Source organism: Shinella sp. CPCC 101442 (assembly GCF_024704725.1).
In the GTDB taxonomy this organism is placed as follows: domain Bacteria; phylum Pseudomonadota; class Alphaproteobacteria; order Rhizobiales; family Rhizobiaceae; genus Shinella.
Window position 1 is genome coordinate 55,319 of the sequence record NZ_JALIQS010000007.1, and the last position, 19,621, is coordinate 74,939.

Sequence of the window (19,621 nt, forward strand, 5' to 3'; positions counted from 1 at the left end):
GTCGTGCGACAACATCCTGATTCTAGTCTGCTCTATAGTGGACACGAAACTGCGGCGAACGTCCGGGGCTGCTCAGCACCCAAGCCAGCGGGCGCAGTCTTCAAGCGCGCGGGCGGCGGTGGCCTGCTTCTTTGCGACCGCCTTGTCCTTGCCGCGAAAACGCTTCAACCCTTCGGGTCTGACGACGGCGCCTGCTTCCAGCGGCGGGAAAAGGCCGAAATTGACGTTCATCGGCTGGAAGGAGCGTTTGCCCGGCTCCTCGTCGGAGACGATGTGGCCGCCGGTAATGTGGTTCAAGAGCGCGCCGAAGGCCGTCGTTTCCGGCGGCAGCACCGGCGTCTCGCCGCGGCGCTCGGCGGCGGCGAAGCGCCCGGCAAGCAGGCCGATGCTGGCGCTCTCGACATAACCTTCGCAGCCGGTGATCTGTCCGGCGAATCGGAGGCCCGGACGGCCCTTCAGCGCCAATGAACGGTCGAGCAGCGTCGGCGAATTGATGTAGGTGTTGCGGTGCAGGCCGCCGAGACGGGCGAATTCCGCATTTTCGAGGCCGGGAATCAGCCGGAAGATTTCCGCCTGCGCGCCGTATTTCAGCTTCGTCTGAAAGCCGACCATGTTGTAGAGCGTGCCGAGCGCATTGTCCTGGCGCAATTGCACGACGGCATAGGCCTTGACGCCAGGGTTATGCGCATTGGTCAGGCCCATCGGCTTCATGGGGCCGTGGCGCGGCGTCTCTCGACCACGCTCGGCCATCACTTCGATCGGCAGGCAGCCGTCGAAATAGGGCGTGCCTTCCCACTCCTTGAAGCCCGTCGTGTCACCGGCGATCAGTGCGTCGATAAAGGTGTTGTACTGCGCCTCGTCCATCGGGCAGTTGATGTAGTCCTTGCCCGTGCCGCCGGGGCCGACCTTGTCGTAACGCGACTGGAACCAGCAGATATCCATGTCGATGCTGGCGGTATGGACGATGGGGGCGATTGCGTCGAAGAAGGCGAGCGAATCGGCGCCGGTGCGTTCCTGGATGGCGGCAGCGAGCGACGGCGCGGTGAGGGGGCCGGTGGCGATGATCGCCTGGTCCCACTCTTCCGGCGGCAGGCCAGTCACCTCCTCACGCGTGATCGTGATCAGCGGGTGGTTTTCCAGAGCTGCGGTGACGGCGGCAGAAAAACCGTCGCGGTCGACGGCGAGCGCGCCGCCGGCCGGCACCTGGTTGGCATCGGCCGAGCGCATGATGAGCGAGCCGGCAAGCCGCATTTCGGCATGCAGAACGCCGACAGCATTCGACGTCGCATCGTCCGAGCGGAAGGAGTTCGAGCATACGAGCTCGGCAAGGCTGTCCGTCTTGTGCGCATCCGTGCCGCGCACGCCGCGCATTTCATGCAGGATGACGGGAACGCCGGTTTCGGCGATCTGCCAGGCGGCTTCAGAGCCGGCAAGGCCGCCGCCGATGACATGGATTGGATTTTGCGAAGAGGTCTGGGTCATGGGCGGTTCGTTACCATGGGCAACGGCGCTTTTCCAAGGAAAAGCATGGGGGCGGGGCGTCATGCCCCCGGAATCAAAAACGGCACCAGATGGTGCCGTTTGATCGTCCCTCGCGCGGGCCGTTTCCGGCCGCAGCGGCGGAAACCGGCTATGTATTAGCGGAAGGAACGGGCTGCGATATCACGGATGTCGTAACGGGTCAGGCCGATGTCGGACAGCGTGTGGTTCGACAGGTTGCCGAGTTCGTTCATCGTGCGGCGGTAGGACATCCAGTTCTTTGCGATGCGGATCGGGTTCATGATCTTCTCCTCGAAGTGTTGGCCGGGAGGTCTGTCTCACCGGTTTGTGACGCCTATATACGCGACACCCTTGTTAATGTGCAGTGCAAAGAAAATGCAGCTGCTATGCATTTGTGCAATAAGACGATGAAGGATCGTGCAGATGCTCTTGTTGTATGCGCAATAGGCAAAAAGTGGCGCAATTCCAAGCAGGTAGACTAAAAGAGTGATGTTTCCGGCGGGCGGCGATGACGTCGCAGCGGAAGGATTGCGACATTGTGCGCCGCAAAAAGATGCGCAAATGAAAACGCCCCCCGGTGGGAGCCGGAGGGCGTTCAAATTGCGACCCGAAGGGTCCGTTCGGCTTAGATCGAAGCCTTGCGAGCGATGTACGGGATATCGCTGCGGCCGATGCCGAGGTCGCGGAGCTCGCGGTCCGTCATACGGCCGAGTTCGCTGACGGTCTGACGATACTTGCGCCAGTTGTTGAAAGAGCGTGCCAGGTTCATGTCATTTACCCCTTTCGTGGGCTTGCGTACTGGGCGGCCGCTCGTCTTTGGCGCCGCCCTGATCTGATGGATTGAAATATACGCTGCGCCGCGAAAAAAGACAGCGCTATTGCTGTATGGCACCTATGCATATTTCGCATGTCAAGCGGAAATTTAGGCGAAATTTCGACCAAATACCGGATGTGGCGCCACAATGGTAAATGAGTTATGCGGGATTGATTGGTTGCAGCGCAAAAAGAAACGCCCGCCGGGGGAGGAGATCCGGCGGGCGTTTCTGATCTCGATTGGCAGCTTGGGAGGAGGAGGGCTGCCAATCATGTCGGGGGACGTTGGGAGGAGGAGATCGTCGCCCGACCGATGAAAGAGATGTAACCTGCCCATGCAGCGAGCAAAAGCGCGCGCTCGGAATGGCACCCATGCGCGAGATGCATGCGTTTGCAGGGCACGCGAAATGTCGCGCGGAGCCTGGGCTGCGTGGCGACGGTCTCGGAATTTTGCTGATGGGCGATTGGTTCGCCACGCGGGTCGGCGAAAACAATAACGCCCGCCGGGGGAGGAGGTCCGGCGGGCGTCATTAAGAGTGATTGGCAACTGGGAGGAGGAGTGTTGCCAATCGTATCGGAGGAGCGCTGGGAGGAGGAGTGCGCTGCTCCGAATTCCTGTGCGATACCGTTTCCGGCGATCGGGTCTGTCGGCATCATGCCGGGCGTTCGACCATTCCGCCCTCCGGTCTGCCTGTCGCCTCAGCGGCGCCTTGGTTTCCGGTTCGAACCATCTCTGATCCGATGACTGCAATGTAACCCGATCCCTCGATTTTGTGCAGTGCAATATGGGAATGGATGATATGCATCCGCTGCATGCCCAAAATCGAAACGCCCACCGGGGCTTTGTTGCTAAATCTATCGGGTATTTCTTTGATTTTCGTTAACCGTCGTGCTGTTTGCAGCCGTTCTGCCGAGAATAGCCATTCGCTTCGTGGATTTCGCTTCGATTGCGAATTTCTGGGTGCGCTATACCGTCTCTGTTGACAGGATTCGAAACGGTCGAGTCGGGCGCATTTTCCGAGGGAGCGATGGCGGATGTATAGAGGCAGGCTGGAGCGCGATCTCAAATTGTGGACGCAGCAGGGCTTGCTCGACATGCCCACGGCCGATCGCCTCCTGAAAGAGTTCGATTCCCGTGAAAGCTCCTTCAGCCTCGGCCGCGTGCTGATGATGATTGCCGCGCTGCTGATGTCGGCTGCCGTGCTGTTGCTGGTTGCCGCCAACTGGGAGGCGATACCGCGCCTCGTGCGCGTCATCGGCATCGTCGCGCTGATCTGGGGGGCCTATCTGGCGGGTGGCCTGCTCATCCAGCGTGGGGCGCCGCGGCTTGCCGCAGCCTTCCTTGCGACGGGTACGCTCGCTTTCGGTGGCGCCATTGCCCTTGTCGGACAGATGTATCACCTCTCGGGCGATGCGCTTCAGGCGATGCTCGTCTGGTTCGGCGGCGCGGTGATTGCGGCCGCGCTCTTCCGCTCCGGCGCGGTGACCGCCATCGCCGGCTTCCTTGCGTTCGCCGTTGCCTGGACGGACTGGAGTGAAGCCTACAATGCTAACGAGACGCTGCTTTTGTGGCTGATGCCGCTCATGGCCGTCATCATCATTCTGCTGGTACGCTACACGGATGCCGGGCGTGTCCGCCATCTCGCCTATCTGCTGCTCGTCGCCTCGCTCGCTTTCATCTATGGCGAACACGAGACCCCGACGACCGCCATAACCATCGCCGGGCTTGGTGCGGTCGCCTATCTCCTGGCCAGCGTGCCGCAATCGCCCCTCCATGCGCTGGCCCGCAGCGCGGGCGCCGCGCCCGCCTTCTATTCCTATCTCGTATTGCTGCTCGGCCTTTTCGTGCTGCATGCCGAGTTCGACAGCGTGGGGGATCGGCTGTTTCTCGGCATCATCACGCTCGTCGCAGCCATCGGCGGCATTGTGCTGTCCGGCAAGAACAATGGCGCGGTGCGCTACCTCGGCTACGCGACCTTCGCGGCCGAAACGCTCTATCTCGCCTCCGAGACCATCGGATCGATCATCGGCACCTCGGGTTTCTTCCTGATTTCGGGGCTGGTCGTCGCTCTCGTCGCCTGGGGCGTGATCGTCGTCGAGCGGCGTTTTTCCAAGGCTGAAACGAAGGCGGAGGCCTGAAACATGTCGACACTCTCTTCCTTCCGCATTCCGCCGCTTGCCGCCGCCATCATCGCAGCAAGCCTCCAGACGGCCGTGCTCGGCTATATGGTCGAAAGCCGTGCCTCGATCCTGCGCAATGGTGCGGATATCAAGCTGAAGACGCTGCCGGTCGATCCGCGCGACCTGCTGCGCGGCGACTACGTCATCCTCTCCTATCCGATCTCGACGATCCCGAAGGACATCATCACCGGCGAGGTGCCGAAGGTGAACGGCCGCGAGCGTCTTGCCGTGCGGCTGAAACCCGGTGCAGACGGCCTGTGGACGGCGACCGAGGCAAGTTTCGGCACGCTTACGGCGGAAGAGGGCAGTGTCGTGCTGCATTCGCTGCCCTTCGACTATTATTCCGTGACCGACGGCGTGCTGCCGGACAGTCTCTTCGTCAGCTACGGCCTCGAGCGCTATTATGTGCCGGAAGGCGAGGGCAAGGTGCTGGAAGAGGCTCGCAATCAGGAGGAGCTCGAGGTGGAGGCGCGCGTGGCGAAAGACGGCAGACCGCAGATCGCCCGGCTGATCCTGCGCGGCGAACCGGTCTACGACGAACCGCTCTATTGAGCCAAAGAGCCGGGAAAACAGTCTTTTGACTGTCATTTTTCCTTTGATCCGTCGAAAACGGATGATATAGAGACGCCGCGCTCGGAAGGCGTCATGGGAGCGGCCTGGCCGCCCGTGGCAACGAGGTTTCTGAGAGCGGGTATGGTGAAATTGGTAGACACGCCAGATTTAGGTTCTGGTGCCGCAAGGCGTGGGAGTTCAAGTCTCTCTACCCGCACCAGGACCACGAAACGCGTAAAACAACAGGTTTGCGCGGGCGTGGAGCATTTCAGCGCGCCATTTTGCTTGCCAAAAGGCCACCGAATTCAGTAAAGCCACTGCCGGCAAATGGACCGGCGGGGTGTTCGCCATAACCGGCAGGCCGGTTTGAGCACCGCCAACTCGAAATGAAGGTTTGAACATGCAGGTTATCGAAACGCTCGCTGAAGGGCTGAAGCGCGAAATCAAGGTCGTTATCCCGGCCAAGGACATGGAAGCTCAGATGAACGAGCGTCTTGAGGACGTGAAGGGCCGCGTTCGCATCAACGGCTTCCGTCCGGGCAAGGTACCGTTCGCCCATCTCAAGAAGATGTACGGCAAGTCCGTCATGGCCGAACTCGTCAACGAGATCGTCCGCGACCGTCCGACCACGATTCTCTCCGAGCGCGGCGAAAAGTCGGCCACGCAGCCGGAAGTCGCGATGACCGAAGACCAGGCCGAGGCCGAGAAGATCCTCAACGGCCAGGCCGATTTCGAGTTCACGCTCTCCTACGAAATCATCCCGGCGATCGATCTCAAGGACAATTCCGGCATCGCCGTCACCCGCGAAGTCGTCGATATCGACGCCAAGGAAGTTGACGAGCAGATCCTGAAGATCGCCGAAAGCGCCCGCTCCTACGAAACCAAAAAGGGCAAGGCCGCCGACGGCGACCGCGTCACGATCGATTACCTCGGCAAGGTCGATGGCGAAGCCTTTGACGGCGGCAAGGACGAGGACGCAGAACTCGTCATCGGCTCCAACCGCTTCATCCCGGGCTTCGAAGAACAGCTCATCGGCCTGAAGGCTGGCGACGAGAAGGTCATCACCGTCACCTTCCCGGCTGAATACCCGGCCGCAAACCTCGCCGGCAAGGAAGCCACCTTCGACATCAACGTCAAGGAAGTCGCTGCTGCAGCCGACGTCGAAATCAACGACGAGCTGGCCACCAAGCTCGGCCTCGAATCGGCCGACAAGCTGCGCGAAATCGTCCGCGGCCAGATCGAAAGCCAGTACGGCTCGGTCACCCGCCAGAAGGTCAAGCGTCAGATCCTCGACCAGCTCGACGAGATGTACAAGTTCGAAACCCCGGAGCGCCTCGTCGAAGCCGAGTTCGAAAACATCTGGCGCCAGATCAACACCGATCTCGCCCAGTCCGGCAAGACCTTTGCTGACGAAGACACGACGGAGGAAGCCGCTCGCGAAGAATACCGCAAGCTCGCCGAACGCCGCGTCCGCCTCGGCCTCGTTCTCTCGGAAATCGGCGAAAAGGCCGGCGTCCAGGTAACCGACGAGGAAATGCAGCAGTCGCTTTACCAGCAGCTGCGCCAGTTCCCGGGCCAGGAAAAGCAGATCCTCGAATACTTCCAGAAGACCCCGGGTGCCGCCGCTTCGCTGCGCGCGCCGATCTTCGAAGAAAAGGTCGTCGATCACCTGCTCGGTGAAATCAAGGTGACGGACAAGACCGTTTCCAAGGAAGACCTGCTCGCCGACGACGAAGACGGCGACGACAAGGATGCCAAGAAGGCTGCGCCGAAGAAGAAGGCTGCTGCCAAGGCCGAAGCTGCGGAAGGCGACGATGCCGCTCCGAAGAAGAAGGCCTCGGCCAAGAAGAAGGCCGCTGAAGGCGACGCCGAGTAATCGGTTCGGATCCTCTCGAATTTGGAAAAGGCCGCCCAATAGGCGGCCTTTTTCGTTCCACGATAGCTGAAAATGCCGCATCGCCCTATGGCGAACGGCGCCGTGGCTATCCTGCGTATAGTGCTTCGACCACTGCGGTCTGTGTCTCCGTCGCCGTAAGCTGACCGAAGAAGCCTTCAGCACGGGACTGTCGGCAGGCCTGAGCCAGGGCGTCGTCATCGAGGTCAAATACCGAATCGTAGGCGGGCACGCGGGCGGCGGCGGCAGTCAACAGCGTTGCGGCGCGGGCACTGGTGAAAGAGGGGGTCCATTCGCCGGCTTCCGTTCTTGTCCGCCGGGCGCCGAGGGTGAGAGCGAGGGCTCTCTGGTCCCAAACCAGGCCGGCCAGGCGCTTTGATTTTTCCGCAAGGCTTTCCCGCGCGGCGGGGGCAGGGAGGAGTCCATCGGTCATGGCAAGGATGGATGTGCTGCCTTCGGGGCAACCGCACTCCGCTTCCGCGACACAAAGCAATGTGGCGAGGCGCTGGAGATCTGCACCGGTGCGGTAGCCACGCAGCGCGATCATGGACGCACTGGCGGCGAGGGCCATTTGAAGCGTTGCGATGTCCGAGTCGGTCTCGACCATGACGATGGCGCCACGGATGTCCGTTTCGCCGATCCGCCCGGAGGGAATGAGCACGCCGTGCCGCGCAAGGGGGATCGGCTGGTCAGGGGCGAGAGCGAGCAGGGCGCGGGGAAGCGGTGTCATGGCTTTTCATAGGACTTTGCGGCCGCTTCTGGCAATGACCGGTCCGTTAATGGACATGGTGAACCAATCTTAAACACTTTGGCGATAGCGTGGTTTCAATCGCGTATTGCAGGCGTTTGGGGCGTCCATTGATCGTTCATGCTTTTCTCCGTTGGGTCGAGACCGCCCGGGCCGCCGACAGGGCGAAGGCCGCCAGTGTGCTGGCAAAGGCTTATGCAAAGCTGCGTATTGCGCCCGATGATCGCCGCGCCGCCGAAATGGCCATGATCTTCCTGCTCGACGATCCCGCGCCGAAGGTGCGGCTGGCTCTGGCGGAGGCGCTGGCCGAATGCGAAGACGTGCCGCGCGCCGTCATCCTGCCGCTGGCTGAAGACCAGCCGGAAATCGCCGCCCATATCATCTTGTCTTCGTCACTGCTGACGGATGCCGATCTCGTCGATCTCGCCGCCAAGGGCAGCGCGGTGACGCGCATGCTGATCGCAAACCGCGCCTATATCTCGCGCGCCGTGTCGGCAGCGATGGCGGAGATCGGCGATGTGCCGGATGTTTTGGCGCTGCTGGAAAACGAAGGTGCCGTGCTTTCGCGCCGCAGCCTGACCCGCATTGCCGACCGCCTCGGCGAGGACGCCGAAATCCGCGCCCTGCTGCTCGACCGCGACGATCTTCCGAGCGATGCGCGGCATACCCTGGTCGAGAAGGTCGGCACGGCATTGGCCGGATTCGGGCTTATCCAGGCGGCCATCGGCGAGAACCGGGTCGAGCGCGTCACGCGCGAAGCCTGTGACGTTGCGACGATCGGCATGGTTGGTGAGGTCAATGCCGCAGAAATGCCTGACATGGTGGAGCATCTGCGCCTGACGGGGCGTCTTACGCCCGTCTTCCTGATGCACGCGCTGTGCACCGGCCGCGTCGAGTTCTTTGCCACGGCGATCGCCAATCTTTCGGGACAGGCCGAGCGGCGGGTCCGCTCCATCCTTTCCGACGGTCGCGAGGCGGCCGTGCGAGCGCTCTACGAAACGGCCGGGCTTGGCCGGGACATCAGTGCGCTCTTTGCCGAGGCGACCATGCTGTGGCGGCGCGAGGCGAAGGGCGGGCAGAGCGATCTTTCCGTGTCCGAACTGCTTTTGTCGCAGGCACGCTCGGCCGGCAATTCGGCCTGCCAGTCGATGCTGGAACTGGTCGAGCGGCTGGCAATCGCCGAACAGCGCCAGACGGCGCGCAGCTATGCGCTCATCGCTTCGCGTGAAGCCGCCTAACGCCCCTAGTCGACGAACCGCTTGATGACCCAGCTATAGCCGTCCTCGGCATAGCGCACCGGCTTCACAACCGCAGCCTTGAGCGACGCGGTATCCGGAATGGCCTTCTTCACGAAATTCAGCGTGCGGGTCGCAAGACCCTGTCGCGCCTCGGCCGTTTCGGCGGGGACGGGGACTTCGGCCTGCGTGGCCGTTTCCGCCGGCTTTGCCTCGGGCGCGGGTTTGGCGACATCGGCGGTCATGCGATCTCCGGAGCTTTCGCAGACGGCGACGATGACGGGATAGTTCTTGTCCTGATGGCGATTGATGTAGGTCTCTGCCTGCGCGTCGCACAGCGCCACGGTCTGCCAGCTTTTTGGCACCGTATCGATATAATGGCACTGGGTCGCGCTGTCGTCGCAGCCCATGATCGTCATGACGATGAGAGCAGCTTTCATGGCTGTCCTTTCCGGTTCCGTGCCGCCGGTTAGAGGCCGGCATTACCGCGAAAATAAGGCGTTCAGCTCGGCCGCAACCCCGTCAGATATCCAGGTTGTCGGCAAAGACCGCGCGGTCCTGGATGAAGCGGAAGCGGGCTTCCGGCTTGGTCCCCATGAGGTCGTCCACGGCAGTGCGCGTGCCTTCGAAATCGACATCGTCGATGGCGACCTTCAGAAGCGTGCGCTTCTTCGGGTCCATCGTCGTTTCCTTCAACTGCGCCGGCAGCATCTCGCCGAGACCTTTGAAACGGCCGATTTCCACCTTGCCGCGACTGTTGAACTCGGTGCGCATGAGTTCCTCACGGTGTTCGTCATCGCGCGCATAGAGCGTCTTGCCGCCCTGGCTGAGGCGATAGAGCGGCGGGACGGCGAGATAGAGATGGCCGCCGCGGATGAGGTCGGGCATCTCCTGGTAGAAGAAGGTGATGAGCAATGATGCAATGTGGGCGCCATCGACGTCGGCATCCGTCATGACCACGACGCGCTCGTAGCGAAGGTCCTCTTCGCGGTATTTCGTGCGCGTGCCGCAGCCGAGTGCCTGCACGAGATCGGAAATCTGCTGGTTGGCGCTGAGCTTTTCACGGCCGGCGCTGGCGACGTTGAGGATTTTTCCACGCAGCGGCAGAATGGCCTGGTTGGCGCGATTGCGCGCCTGCTTGGCCGAGCCGCCGGCCGAATCGCCTTCCACGATGAAGAGTTCGGCGCCCTCGGCGGAATTCTGCGAGCAGTCGGCAAGCTTGCCCGGCAGGCGCAGCTTGCGTACGGCGGTCTTGCGGCTGACTTCCTTCTCCTTGCGGCGGCGCATGCGCTCTTCCGCACGCTCGATCACCCATTCGAGAAGCTTGGCGGCTTCGCCCGGATTGTCGGCGAGATAGTGGTCGAAGGGATCGCGCAAAGCGTTTTCGACGATGCGCTGGGCCTCGACGCTGGCGAGCTTGTCCTTCGTCTGGCCGACGAATTCCGGTTCGCGGATGAAGACCGAGAGCATGCCGACCGCCGAGATCATCACGTCGTCGGTGGTGATGGCGGCGGCGCGTTTGTTCTGCGTCAGTTCGGCATAGGCCTTGAGGCCCTTGGTGAGCGCGATGCGCAGGCCAGCCTCGTGCGTGCCGCCATCGGCCGTCGGAATGGTGTTGCAATAGGAATGGATCAGCGAATCGCCGCCGTACCAGGTAACGGCCCATTCCAGCGAACCGTGGCCGCCGGACTTTTCGCTCTTGCCCGCAAAAATCTCGCGGGTGACGGTGTAGTCCTTGCCGAGCGTCGCCTGCAGGTAGTCCTTCAGGCCGCCGGGGAAGTGGAACACGGCCTTTTCCGGTGTTTCCGAGCCCTCGGGCAACAGCGACGGGTCGCAGCTCCAACGGATTTCGACGCCGCCGAACAGGTAGGCCTTGGAGCGGGCCATGCGGAAGACACGGCCGGGATCGAAACGCGCATGGGCGCCGAAAATTTCCGGGTCCGGATGGAAACGCACCTTCGTGCCGCGACGATTGTGAACGTCGCCGAGTTCTTCGAGGCCGCCGACCGGCTTGCCGCGCGAAAAGCGCTGGCGATAGAGTTTCTTGTTGCGCGCGACCTCGACTTCCAGCTCGTCGGAGAGCGCGTTGACGACGGACACGCCGACGCCGTGCAGACCGCCCGAGGTCTCATAGGCCTTGCCGTCGAACTTGCCGCCGGCATGCAGCACGGTGAGGATGACCTCGAGGGTGGATTTGCCCGGCATCTGGGGATGGTTTTCCACCGGTATGCCGCGACCATTGTCCGTAACGGTCAAAAAACCCTCGGCGTCGAGATTGACGTCGATGAAATTGGCGTGGCCGGCCACGGCCTCGTCCATCGAGTTGTCGATGACTTCGGCGAAGAGATGGTGCAGGGCCTTCTCGTCCGTACCGCCGATATACATGCCGGGACGCATGCGCACCGGCTCGAGGCCTTCCAGAACACGGATCGCGGACGCGTCGTAGCCACCCGAGCCTTCGCTCAACGGCTGGCGCGGCTCGCGGGCCGGTTCGGCGGCGGCAACGGGCTTTTCAACCGGCTTGGCCGGCTGGCGCTCGGGCTCGGAGGGTATTTTGGCGAAGAGGTCGTTGCTGTCGTCTTGCATGGGCTGTTCAGAGTTTGTTCCGTTTGCCGGTTTTTCCCGTCGATCCGCAGGGATCGACGTTCGGCGCAAAAGGGATGGTCGGCGAATCACTTGCAACTCTGCCAGATTCCGGGGAATTTCGCGATGGCAGCACGGCAATGTCAGGCTTGCGCCGGACGGTCGTCCTGTATCGTTCATGCCGCTTCACTGCGGCGCCCCCGTGTCTGTCGGTCGTCAAGCCGCGCCAACCGTTGCGCAAGGATTGCGTTGCAGGCGGGTGGATGGCAAGTATCGCCAGCCCGAAGGAGCGTCCGTTCATGCGTCAGTCCACAGTTCATTGCCTGAAACGGCTGGTTTTCGCCGCTCTCTTCGCCGGCCTGACCGTTCAGGATGCGGCAGCTCTAACGCTCCAGCCGTGGAAGGATGAGCTTTTCGCCTATGGCACGGTGGTCGAAACGACGGATGACGGTGCGCTGAGCGTCGTCGATTACCAGGAACTGCGCGACATCAACGGGCGCGATCAGGTGCCGGAACGCCGGGCGAAATCCAGCTACGTCTCGACGGGCGTGAAGAAGGCGCAGCAGAACATGACGGTCGATACGCCGGCCGGGCCGATCGACGTGACGATGATCGGCAAGGGTGAGGGGGCCGCCTTCACGGTCATCTTCGTCCATGGCCGTGGCGGCGACCGGCGGCTTGGCAGCAACGACTGGAGTTTCGGGGGCAATTTCAATCGGCTGAAGAACCTCACCGTGCGCGGCGGCGGCGTCTACTACGCCCCGAGCGTGCCGTCCTTCGACGATGCGGGTGCTGCGCGCATTTCGGGCCTCATTCTACGCGCCAAGGCGCTGTCGCCGGATGCGCCGGTCATCCTTGCCTGCGCCTCCATGGGCAGCTTCATCTGCGCGCGTGTGGCGCGCGATACGGCGGCCGTCGAAAGCCTCTCGGGCATGGTGCTGATGGGCGGGGCGGCGGATGGCGATTATGCCAAGACACCGGCCTTCAAGGCGAAGCTGCCGGTTTTCTTCACCCATGGCGACAGCGACAGCGTCTATTCGGCGAACGACCAGATCGCGGTCTTTCGCAAGCTGCGCAAGGCCGGTGTGCCCGCCCGCTTCGTGCTGTTCCAGACGGGGGGGCACGGCACGCCGGTGCGCATGACCGACTGGCGGGAAACGCTCAACTGGCTCTTTGCTCAATAGGATATTACGAGCGCAAAAGCACCTTCGTCGAATCGAGTGCGGCGGCGATCTGCTGGTAATGGCCGGCGCGTTTGTCCGAATTCTGGACGGCGCGCAGCAATTGCGTTTCTGCTTCCTCGATCACCTGCCGCGCTTGTGCCATCGCCTTGCCCAGCTTTTCGCGCTTTGCAGCGGCATAAATCTTCGTCTGCCGGAGCCGGGGATTGGCTCTTGAGCGCTGTTGCGGCGCTTTCCGGTCGACGATGCCGGCCTGGATGCGACCAAGCTTGCTGGAGGCGCGGCTGATGATCTGGCGTGCCTCGGAATAGGCTGGCCCCGCAGGAATGCGCTGGGCGATATCCGCCAAGCGCTGGCGCAGGCAATCGATGCGATAGGCTGGATCGTAGCTGCCGCATTCGGCGCGCGCGCCGTTGATATTTTTTACGATTGAGGATGTGAGATAGTCCGTCGGCACAGCAACGGTAGCAGAAACGGCGCTGCTGCCGATGTCTCCGTTCGAGCTGTCGCCATTCCCGGGACTTGTCTGCCCCCGGACATCGGGCACGACGGCAAGGGCGAGCGCACCCGCGAGCAACGCCGCATGGATCGAACGCAGATGAGCCGACTTGATCATGCCTTCCTCCTCTTTCCTGTCCCGTTTGACTATTCCGTCTGGCCGAAGGCGATGCGCATGCTGCGCTGGGTGCCAGCGCCGATATCGCCGTCGATGGTGCCCTTGTAGAACTTGTTGCGGCTGAGTTCGGCCTGAAGCGCCCGGCGCGTTTCAGGTTTGAACATGGTCGGCCGCGTCGAGAGCTGCTGGAGAACGTCGTCGACGCCAGAGCGTAATGCCTGGTAGAGATAGCTGGCTGCGTCCTGCGGGGTCTTGCCCGGCACCAGCCCGTCATCGATGAGGGCCGCGACGTTGAACATCGCTTGGGGATGGCGCAGGTCCGCGGCGCGGATGAAAAGCCCGACGGCCTTCTTCGGATCGCGCGGCAAGCCTTCAGCCCCCTGGTAATAGAGGAAGCCGAGGTCGTTGATCGCATCGGCGAAGCCGAGATCGGCGGCGCGCTGGTAGAATTTGATCGCTTCCGGCACGTTCTGTGCCGTGCCGATCCCCTTTTCGTGGAGCTTGCCGAGTTCGAACATTGCCTCCGCGTCGCCGGCATCGGCGGCCTTGCGGAAGAACGCGAGGGCTTTCTCCGGCTGGAATTTCTCCCTATCGGGCGTCAGTGCCATGTAGGCAAGGCCGAGCAGGGCGCGCGTATTGCCCTCTTCGGCAAGGGCGGCGAGTTGCACTTCCTGCTCGGGTTTCAGTGCCTGCCATTGCGAGGCCTTGTCTGCCATATCGGCGACGGCGGCATCCCCGCCGGCAAGGAAATAGGGTGCGCCGGACAGGGAGCCGTAAAAGTGCGGCTGCTGGCGGTTGGCGGTGAGCGACATCACGCGGTCGCGCACCTGGCGGAAGACCAGGCCGATCTCGACATTCGGCCGGGGCAGGCTTTCGAGGATGGCAGTGGCGAACGGACTGTGCTCGCCATCGCCATCGAGCGCCACCTTGCCACCCTCGGCCGCATAGATCACCAACATGCCCTGCGAAGGATCGGGTGCCACAAGTCCGTCACCGCTGAGCTTTGCGCCGTCGGCCGCGATCGCGCCGGCAAGCGCGGGGAAGGGGTTGTTGCGGCAGGAATCGAGAATGACGATGCGCAGTTTTCGCGCCCGCTCGACGCTGCGCAGGACGGACGTGAGGCTAATGGCCTGCGCCGGGATCGTGGCTGGGTCGTCGACCTTGATATCGACGGGCACGAGATAGTTTTCACCCGCGGCCTCCACACCATGGCCGGCGTAGTAGACGAGGGCGATATCCGCAGTCTCCACCTTGCGCGAGAAGGCGTCGACGGTCTCCCGCATCTGGATGAGGGGGATGTCGATAGCAAGATCCACCGTGAAGCCAAGGCGCTGCAGCATGTCGGCAACGGCGCGCGCGTCGGAGGCGGTATTCTTCAAAGGCGAGATTGACGTATAGGCGGACATGCCGACAACAAGCGCCATGCGCTTGAACGATGCGGCGGGCACCGTCAGCGTATCGCCGGCGGTGATCTTTTCCACCTCCGTCTTGATGCCCATCAGGCCGCGCGTCTGGCCGCCGGCAGAGGCCGAATCCTGCGCGGCGGCGCTGCCGGCCGAAAGCAGCACCGTCAGGATAAGGAAGATGCCCAGTCTCGAGGGAAGCATATGCCCCTTCGCCTTCCTCACACGCAGATCGCGGTATCAGCTGTCACGGATCAGATCCCATGAATATTCGGATTCGCGCGGTCACATGCCGGCTTTTCTTGGGGGCTTCGATTTGCTACGCCGCAAGCCGAGAAAAGTTCAGGGATAGGGAGGCCTCATGACACCGGACGTAACCCCACTTGTTGCCGGAAACTGGAAGATGAACGGCACGCGCGCATCGCTCGACCAGATCAAGGCGATGGCCGAAGGCGTCATGGGACCGCTTTCCGACAAGGTCGAGACGCTGATCTGCCCGCCGGCGACGCTGCTTTACGTGGCGACCGCGCTCTGCACCGACAGCCCGCTGCAGATCGGCGCGCAGGATTGCCATGAAAAGGCATCCGGCGCCCATACCGGCGATGTCTCGGCCGAAATGATCGCCGACTGCTTCGGCACCCACGTCATCGTCGGCCATTCCGAGCGCCGCACCGACCACAAGGAAAACGATGCGCTGGTGCGCGCCAAGGCGGAGATCGCCTTCGAAAACGACCTCGTCGCCATCATCTGCATCGGCGAGACCGGAGACGAGCGCAAGGCCGGCAAGACGCTGGAGGTGCTGAAGACGCAGCTCGACGGCTCCGTGCCGGACGGCGCGACGGCGGAAAACACGGTCATCGCCTATGAGCCCGTCTGGGCGATCGGCACCGGCCTGACGCCGACGGCTGACGATGTGGAAGAGGCGCATGCCTTCATGCGTGCGGAGCTCAAGGCCCGTTTTGCCGGTGAAGGCGCAAAAATGCGCATTCTCTACGGCGGCTCGGTCAAGCCGGGCAATGCCAGGGAGTTGATGGGCGTCGCCAATGTCGATGGCGCGCTGATCGGCGGCGCGAGCTTGAAATCCGACGACTTCCTCGCCATCTTCCGCGCATACGAAGCGCTGACGGCCTGAACCACGCGCTGATCGTCCGCCTGCCCGAAAAGGGCGGGTGGATTGTCGGCTAGGGCTTGGAATGGCGCACGGCTTGGTATATTGAGCCGCAAACCTGAATTTTGGGCCGTCTGGCCGGGATCCTTAAACATGCAGACCATCTTGCTCGTCATCTATCTCATGGTCGTCGTCGCGCTCATTGGCGTCGTGCTGATCCAGCGCTCGGAAGGCGGCGGCCTCGGCATCGGCGGCGGCTCCGGCTTCATGTCGGCGCGCGGCACGGCCAATGCCCTGACGCGCACCACGGCAATCCTCGCGACGCTGTTCTTCGTGCTGGCACTCGGCATGGGCATCATCGCCCGCTGGGAATCGCAGCCGACCGACATTCTCGACCGCATCCCCGGCACGACCGGCACGGGCGGCGTTCTCGACGCGCTTGGCGGTGCGGAGAAGCCGGCTGAAGGCAGCCAGCAGAACCAGGGTACCGAGACCAACTCGAACACCACCAACCAGACGCCCGCGACGACCGGCACCGATGCCGTTCCGACCGAAGGCGGCGCTGCAACCGGCACCGGCACCACGACGACGGGGACCGGTACGACGGGTGGCGCGACGACGGGCACGGGCGGCAACGCCGGCGTCCCGAGCGGCCAATAAGCCGCAAAAGAAAAAACAAATCGGCCGGTTGGGTCACACCAACCGGCCTTCTTCTGTGTAAAACGCCGATTGCAACTTCCGAAATCACGCTCAAGGTGATTTTTCGGTAGCGCAATCGATTTTGAAAAGGTATCCGGTGACTCCCATGGCGCGATATGTATTCATCACAGGCGGCGTGGTTTCTTCCCTCGGAAAAGGCATTGCCGCCGCTGCACTCGGAGCTCTCCTTCAGGCCCGCGGTTACCGCGTCCGCCTCCGGAAGCTGGACCCCTATCTTAATGTCGATCCGGGCACCATGAGCCCGACGCAGCACGGCGAAGTGTTCGTCACCGACGACGGCGCGGAAACCGACCTCGACCTCGGCCACTACGAGCGCTTCACCGGCCGCTCGGCCACCAAGACCGACAACATCACCACCGGTCGCATCTACAAGAACATCATCGACAAGGAACGCCGCGGCGACTATCTCGGCGCGACCGTTCAGGTCATTCCGCACGTGACCAACGAGATCAAGAACTTCGTCACCGAAGGCAATGACGACTACGACTTTGTGATCTGCGAGATCGGCGGCACCGTCGGCGACATCGAGGCCATGCCCTTCATGGAAGCGATCCGTCAGCTCGGCAACGACCTGCCGCGCGGCACTGCGGTCTATGTCCACCTGACGTTGATGCCCTACATTCCGGCAGCCGGCGAACTCAAGACCAAGCCGACTCAGCATTCCGTCAAGGAACTGCAGGCGATGGGCATCCACCCGGATATCCTGCTGGTGCGCGCCGACCGGGAAATCCCGGAAGCCGAGCGCAAGAAGCTCTCGCTGTTCTGCAACGTGCGTGCGACCGCCGTCATCCAGGCGCTCGACGTCGCATCGATCTACGACGTGCCGCTTGCCTACCACAAGGAAGGCCTCGACGACGAAGTGCTGGCCGCCTTCGGCATCGAGCCGGCGCCGAAGCCGCGCCTCGAAGCCTGGCAGACGGTTTCCGATCGCATCAAGACGCCGGAAGGCGAGGTGACGATCGCGATCGTCGGCAAGTACACTGGCCTCAAGGATGCCTACAAGTCGCTGATCGAGGCGCTCTACCACGGTGGCATCGCCAACCACGTCAAGGTCAAGCTGGAATGGATCGAGTCGGAGGTCTTCGAGAAGGAGGATCCGGCGCCGTATCTCGAAAAGGTGCATGGCATCCTCGTTCCCGGCGGTTTCGGCGAGCGCGGCTCGGAAGGCAAGATCAATGCGGCGCGCTTTGCCCGCGAGCGCAAGGTGCCGTATTTCGGCATTTGTTTCGGCATGCAGATGGCGGTCGTCGAGGCTGCCCGCAACCTCGCCGGCATCGAGAAGGCCTCGTCCACCGAATTCGGCAAGACGGCCGAGCCGGTGGTCGGCCTGATGACGGAGTGGGTGAAGGGCAACGAGCTCGAGAAGCGTTCCGCCTCCGGTAATCTCGGCGGCACGATGCGGCTTGGCGCCTATCGTGCGGCCCTGAAGGGCGGCACGAAGATCGCCGACATCTACGGCACGACGGACATTTCCGAACGCCACCGCCACCGCTACGAAGTCAATGTCGACTACAAGCAGAAGCTCGAAAACTGCGGCCTCGTCTTCTCCGGCATGTCGCCGGACGGCGTTCTGCCGGAGACCGTCGAGTATCCGGATCATCCGTGGTTCATCGGCGTTCAGTACCACCCGGAACTGAAGAGCCGCCCGCTCGACCCGCACCCGCTCTTCGCAAGCTTCGTCGAAGCGGCCCTGGAACAGAGCCGCCTCGTCTGACCATTTCCTTCCTGAAAAAAAAGCCCGGCAGCGATGCCGGGCTTTTTCTTTTCGGGTTCTTTGCGCTTAACGCTTGGAAACCGGCATGTAATCGCGCTTCGGTTCGCCGATATAGAGCTGGCGCGGACGGCCGATGCGCTGTTCCGGATCCTCGATCATCTCGTTCCACTGGGCGATCCAGCCGACGGTGCGGGCGAGCGCGAAGAGCACGGTGAACATGGTCGTGGGGAAGCCCAGCGCCTTCAGCGTGATGCCGGAGTAGAAGTCGATGTTCGGATAAAGCTTCTTCTCGATGAAATACTCGTCCGTCAGCGCGATGCGCTCGAGTTCCATCGCGACTTCCAGCATCGGGTCGTCCTTGATGCCGAGTTCGTTGAGAACCTCGTGCGTCGTCTTCTGCATGATCTTGGCGCGTGGGTCGTAGTTCTTGTAGACGCGATGGCCAAAACCCATCAGGCGGAACGGGTCGTTCTTGTCCTTGGCCTTGGCGACATATTCCGGAATACGATCGACCGAACCGATTTCGGCGAGCATGTTGAGCGCCGCCTCGTTGGCGCCGCCATGGGCAGGACCCCAGAGGCAAGCGATGCCGGCCGCGATGCAGGCGAACGGGTTGGCGCCCGACGAGCCGGCGAGGCGCACGGTCGAGGTCGAGGCGTTCTGCTCGTGGTCGGCGTGCAGGATGAAGATGCGGTCCATCGCGCGGGCCAGGACCGGGTTCACCACGTAGTCTTCGCAGGGCACGGCAAAACACATGCGCAGGAAGTTCGACGCATAGTCGAGGTCGTTCTTCGGATAAACGAAGGGCTGGCCGATATGGTACTTGTAGGCCATCGCGGCGATCGTCGGCATCTTGGCGATCATGCGCAGCGAAGCGACCATGCGCTGGTGCGGATCGGTGATATCGGTCGAGTCGTGGTAGAAGGCCGAGAGTGCGCCGACGCAACCGCACATGACCGCCATCGGATGGGCGTCGCGACGGAAGCCGGTGAAGAAACGGCTCATCTGCTCATGCACCATGGTGTGGTGCGTCACGCGATGATCGAAGTCGTCCTTCTGCGCCTTGGTGGGCAGTTCGCCGTACAACAACAGGTAGCAGACTTCCAGGAAGTCTCCATGCTCGGCCAGCTGGTCGATGGGGTAGCCGCGGTGCAGCAGTACGCCTTCATCGCCATCGATATAGGTGATCTTCGATTCGCATGAGGCGGTGGACGTGAAGCCGGGGTCGTAGGTGAAGGCACCGGTATTCTTGTAGAGCGTACCGATGTCGATCACATCGGGGCCGATCGTCCCGGATCGCGTCGGCAGTTCGACTGTCTTGTCACCGATCGATACACCCGCGCTAGTTCCTGTCATGACGATCCTCCGTTGTT

At 62.5% G+C, this 19,621-nt stretch carries 17 protein-coding genes and 1 tRNA gene; 9 read left to right on the top strand and 9 right to left on the bottom strand.

The features are described from left to right. Nucleotides 1–72: 72 nt before the first annotated feature. The 3 genes from trmFO to MUO32_RS22665 form a co-directional block, all read right to left on the bottom strand. Nucleotides 73–1,482 carry a methylenetetrahydrofolate--tRNA-(uracil(54)-C(5))-methyltransferase (FADH(2)-oxidizing) TrmFO gene (gene trmFO / locus MUO32_RS22650; protein WP_257950649.1) on the bottom strand — a complete coding sequence of 470 codons (1,410 nt, stop codon included), beginning with the start codon at nt 1,480–1,482 and terminating at the stop codon, nt 73–75. A gap of 155 nt (nt 1,483–1,637) precedes the next feature. Beyond that, nucleotides 1,638–1,781 (bottom strand): DUF1127 domain-containing protein, encoded by a 144-nt coding sequence (locus MUO32_RS22655; RefSeq protein WP_117371029.1) that lies wholly within the window; start codon nt 1,779–1,781, stop codon nt 1,638–1,640. A gap of 344 nt (nt 1,782–2,125) precedes the next feature. After that, nucleotides 2,126–2,269 carry a DUF1127 domain-containing protein gene (locus MUO32_RS22665; RefSeq protein WP_117371030.1) on the bottom strand — a complete coding sequence of 48 codons (144 nt, stop codon included), beginning with the start codon at nt 2,267–2,269 and terminating at the stop codon, nt 2,126–2,128. Nucleotides 2,270–3,348: 1,079 nt separating this feature from the next. Here MUO32_RS22665 and MUO32_RS22670 point away from each other — a divergent pair. From MUO32_RS22670 to tig, 4 genes are all read left to right on the top strand, one after another. Beyond that, nucleotides 3,349–4,452: a DUF2157 domain-containing protein gene (locus MUO32_RS22670; protein WP_257950650.1), complete on the top strand. Its 1,104-nt coding sequence runs from the start codon at nt 3,349–3,351 to the stop codon at nt 4,450–4,452. A 3-nt stretch (nt 4,453–4,455) separates the two neighbouring features. Continuing rightward, nucleotides 4,456–5,046: a GDYXXLXY domain-containing protein gene (locus MUO32_RS22675; protein WP_257950651.1), complete on the top strand. Its 591-nt coding sequence runs from the start codon at nt 4,456–4,458 to the stop codon at nt 5,044–5,046. Between the two features lie 135 nt (nt 5,047–5,181). After that, nucleotides 5,182–5,266, top strand: a tRNA-Leu gene (locus MUO32_RS22680). 180 nt (nt 5,267–5,446) lie between these two features. After that, complete coding sequence (gene tig, locus MUO32_RS22685) at nt 5,447–6,922, top strand: trigger factor (RefSeq protein ID WP_257950652.1); 1,476 nt, start codon at nt 5,447–5,449, stop codon at nt 6,920–6,922. Nucleotides 6,923–7,028: 106 nt separating this feature from the next. Here the strand turns inward: tig and MUO32_RS22690 are convergent, their stop codons facing one another. Beyond that, nucleotides 7,029–7,670: a hypothetical protein gene (locus MUO32_RS22690; protein ID WP_257950653.1), complete on the bottom strand. Its 642-nt coding sequence runs from the start codon at nt 7,668–7,670 to the stop codon at nt 7,029–7,031. A 128-nt stretch (nt 7,671–7,798) separates the two neighbouring features. On the opposite strand from MUO32_RS22690, the gene MUO32_RS22695 reads away from it, so the two are divergent. Next, nucleotides 7,799–8,926 (top strand): DUF2336 domain-containing protein, encoded by a 1,128-nt coding sequence (locus MUO32_RS22695; protein WP_257950654.1) that lies wholly within the window; start codon nt 7,799–7,801, stop codon nt 8,924–8,926. 5 nt (nt 8,927–8,931) lie between these two features. On the opposite strand, the gene MUO32_RS22700 is transcribed toward MUO32_RS22695, so the two are convergent. Both MUO32_RS22700 and parE read right to left on the bottom strand, forming a co-directional pair. Continuing rightward, a complete protein-coding gene (locus tag MUO32_RS22700) occupies nt 8,932–9,363 on the bottom strand; it encodes a hypothetical protein (RefSeq protein WP_257950655.1) in 432 nt (143 codons plus the stop codon). Between the two features lie 82 nt (nt 9,364–9,445). Beyond that, nucleotides 9,446–11,509, bottom strand: coding sequence for a DNA topoisomerase IV subunit B (gene parE, locus MUO32_RS22705; RefSeq protein ID WP_257950656.1), 2,064 nt, complete (start codon nt 11,507–11,509; stop codon nt 9,446–9,448). A 296-nt stretch (nt 11,510–11,805) separates the two neighbouring features. On the opposite strand from parE, the gene MUO32_RS22710 reads away from it, so the two are divergent. Continuing rightward, the gene (locus tag MUO32_RS22710; RefSeq protein WP_257950657.1) at nt 11,806–12,690 is read left to right on the top strand and encodes an alpha/beta hydrolase; all 885 of its coding nucleotides are present in this window, start codon (nt 11,806–11,808) and stop codon (nt 12,688–12,690) included. Between the two features lie 4 nt (nt 12,691–12,694). Here MUO32_RS22710 and MUO32_RS22715 read toward each other — a convergent pair whose 3' ends face one another. Further along, the gene (locus MUO32_RS22715; RefSeq protein WP_257950658.1) at nt 12,695–13,303 is read right to left on the bottom strand and encodes a hypothetical protein; all 609 of its coding nucleotides are present in this window, start codon (nt 13,301–13,303) and stop codon (nt 12,695–12,697) included. A gap of 29 nt (nt 13,304–13,332) precedes the next feature. Continuing rightward, on the bottom strand, nt 13,333–14,910 hold the full coding sequence (locus MUO32_RS22720) for a caspase family protein (RefSeq protein WP_257950659.1): 1,578 nt from the start codon (nt 14,908–14,910) through the stop codon (nt 13,333–13,335). A gap of 157 nt (nt 14,911–15,067) precedes the next feature. On the opposite strand from MUO32_RS22720, the gene tpiA reads away from it, so the two are divergent. The 3 genes from tpiA (at nt 15,068) to MUO32_RS22735 (ending at nt 18,248) form a co-directional block, all read left to right on the top strand. Continuing rightward, the gene (gene tpiA / locus MUO32_RS22725) at nt 15,068–15,838 is read left to right on the top strand and encodes a triose-phosphate isomerase (RefSeq protein ID WP_257950660.1); all 771 of its coding nucleotides are present in this window, start codon (nt 15,068–15,070) and stop codon (nt 15,836–15,838) included. Between the two features lie 129 nt (nt 15,839–15,967). Next, a complete protein-coding gene (gene secG / locus MUO32_RS22730) occupies nt 15,968–16,474 on the top strand; it encodes a preprotein translocase subunit SecG (RefSeq protein ID WP_257950661.1) in 507 nt (168 codons plus the stop codon). A gap of 145 nt (nt 16,475–16,619) precedes the next feature. Beyond that, nucleotides 16,620–18,248 (top strand): CTP synthase, encoded by a 1,629-nt coding sequence (locus tag MUO32_RS22735; RefSeq protein WP_257950662.1) that lies wholly within the window; start codon nt 16,620–16,622, stop codon nt 18,246–18,248. 66 nt (nt 18,249–18,314) lie between these two features. Here the strand turns inward: MUO32_RS22735 and gltA are convergent, their stop codons facing one another. Continuing rightward, on the bottom strand, nt 18,315–19,604 hold the full coding sequence (gene gltA, locus MUO32_RS22740) for a citrate synthase (protein ID WP_257950663.1): 1,290 nt from the start codon (nt 19,602–19,604) through the stop codon (nt 18,315–18,317). Between the last annotated feature and the right edge of the window lie 17 nt (nt 19,605–19,621).

Bases quoted from the DNA above. Each gene is read 5' to 3' on its own strand.
- trmFO (WP_257950649.1), bottom strand. From the start codon at position 1,482: ATGACCCAGACCTCTTCGCAAAATCCAATCCATGTCATCGGCGGCGGC.
- MUO32_RS22655 (WP_117371029.1), bottom strand. From the start codon at position 1,781: ATGAACCCGATCCGCATCGCAAAGAACTGGATGTCCTACCGCCGCACG.
- MUO32_RS22665 (WP_117371030.1), bottom strand. From the start codon at position 2,269: ATGAACCTGGCACGCTCTTTCAACAACTGGCGCAAGTATCGTCAGACC.
- MUO32_RS22670 (WP_257950650.1), top strand. From the start codon at position 3,349: ATGTATAGAGGCAGGCTGGAGCGCGATCTCAAATTGTGGACGCAGCAG.
- MUO32_RS22675 (WP_257950651.1), top strand. From the start codon at position 4,456: ATGTCGACACTCTCTTCCTTCCGCATTCCGCCGCTTGCCGCCGCCATC.
- tig (WP_257950652.1), top strand. From the start codon at position 5,447: ATGCAGGTTATCGAAACGCTCGCTGAAGGGCTGAAGCGCGAAATCAAG.
- MUO32_RS22690 (WP_257950653.1), bottom strand. From the start codon at position 7,670: ATGACACCGCTTCCCCGCGCCCTGCTCGCTCTCGCCCCTGACCAGCCG.
- MUO32_RS22700 (WP_257950655.1), bottom strand. From the start codon at position 9,363: ATGAAAGCTGCTCTCATCGTCATGACGATCATGGGCTGCGACGACAGC.
- parE (WP_257950656.1), bottom strand. From the start codon at position 11,509: ATGCAAGACGACAGCAACGACCTCTTCGCCAAAATACCCTCCGAGCCC.
- MUO32_RS22710 (WP_257950657.1), top strand. From the start codon at position 11,806: ATGCGTCAGTCCACAGTTCATTGCCTGAAACGGCTGGTTTTCGCCGCT.
- MUO32_RS22715 (WP_257950658.1), bottom strand. From the start codon at position 13,303: ATGATCAAGTCGGCTCATCTGCGTTCGATCCATGCGGCGTTGCTCGCG.
- MUO32_RS22720 (WP_257950659.1), bottom strand. From the start codon at position 14,910: ATGCTTCCCTCGAGACTGGGCATCTTCCTTATCCTGACGGTGCTGCTT.
- tpiA (WP_257950660.1), top strand. From the start codon at position 15,068: ATGACACCGGACGTAACCCCACTTGTTGCCGGAAACTGGAAGATGAAC.
- secG (WP_257950661.1), top strand. From the start codon at position 15,968: ATGCAGACCATCTTGCTCGTCATCTATCTCATGGTCGTCGTCGCGCTC.
- MUO32_RS22735 (WP_257950662.1), top strand. From the start codon at position 16,620: ATGGCGCGATATGTATTCATCACAGGCGGCGTGGTTTCTTCCCTCGGA.
- gltA (WP_257950663.1), bottom strand. From the start codon at position 19,604: ATGACAGGAACTAGCGCGGGTGTATCGATCGGTGACAAGACAGTCGAA.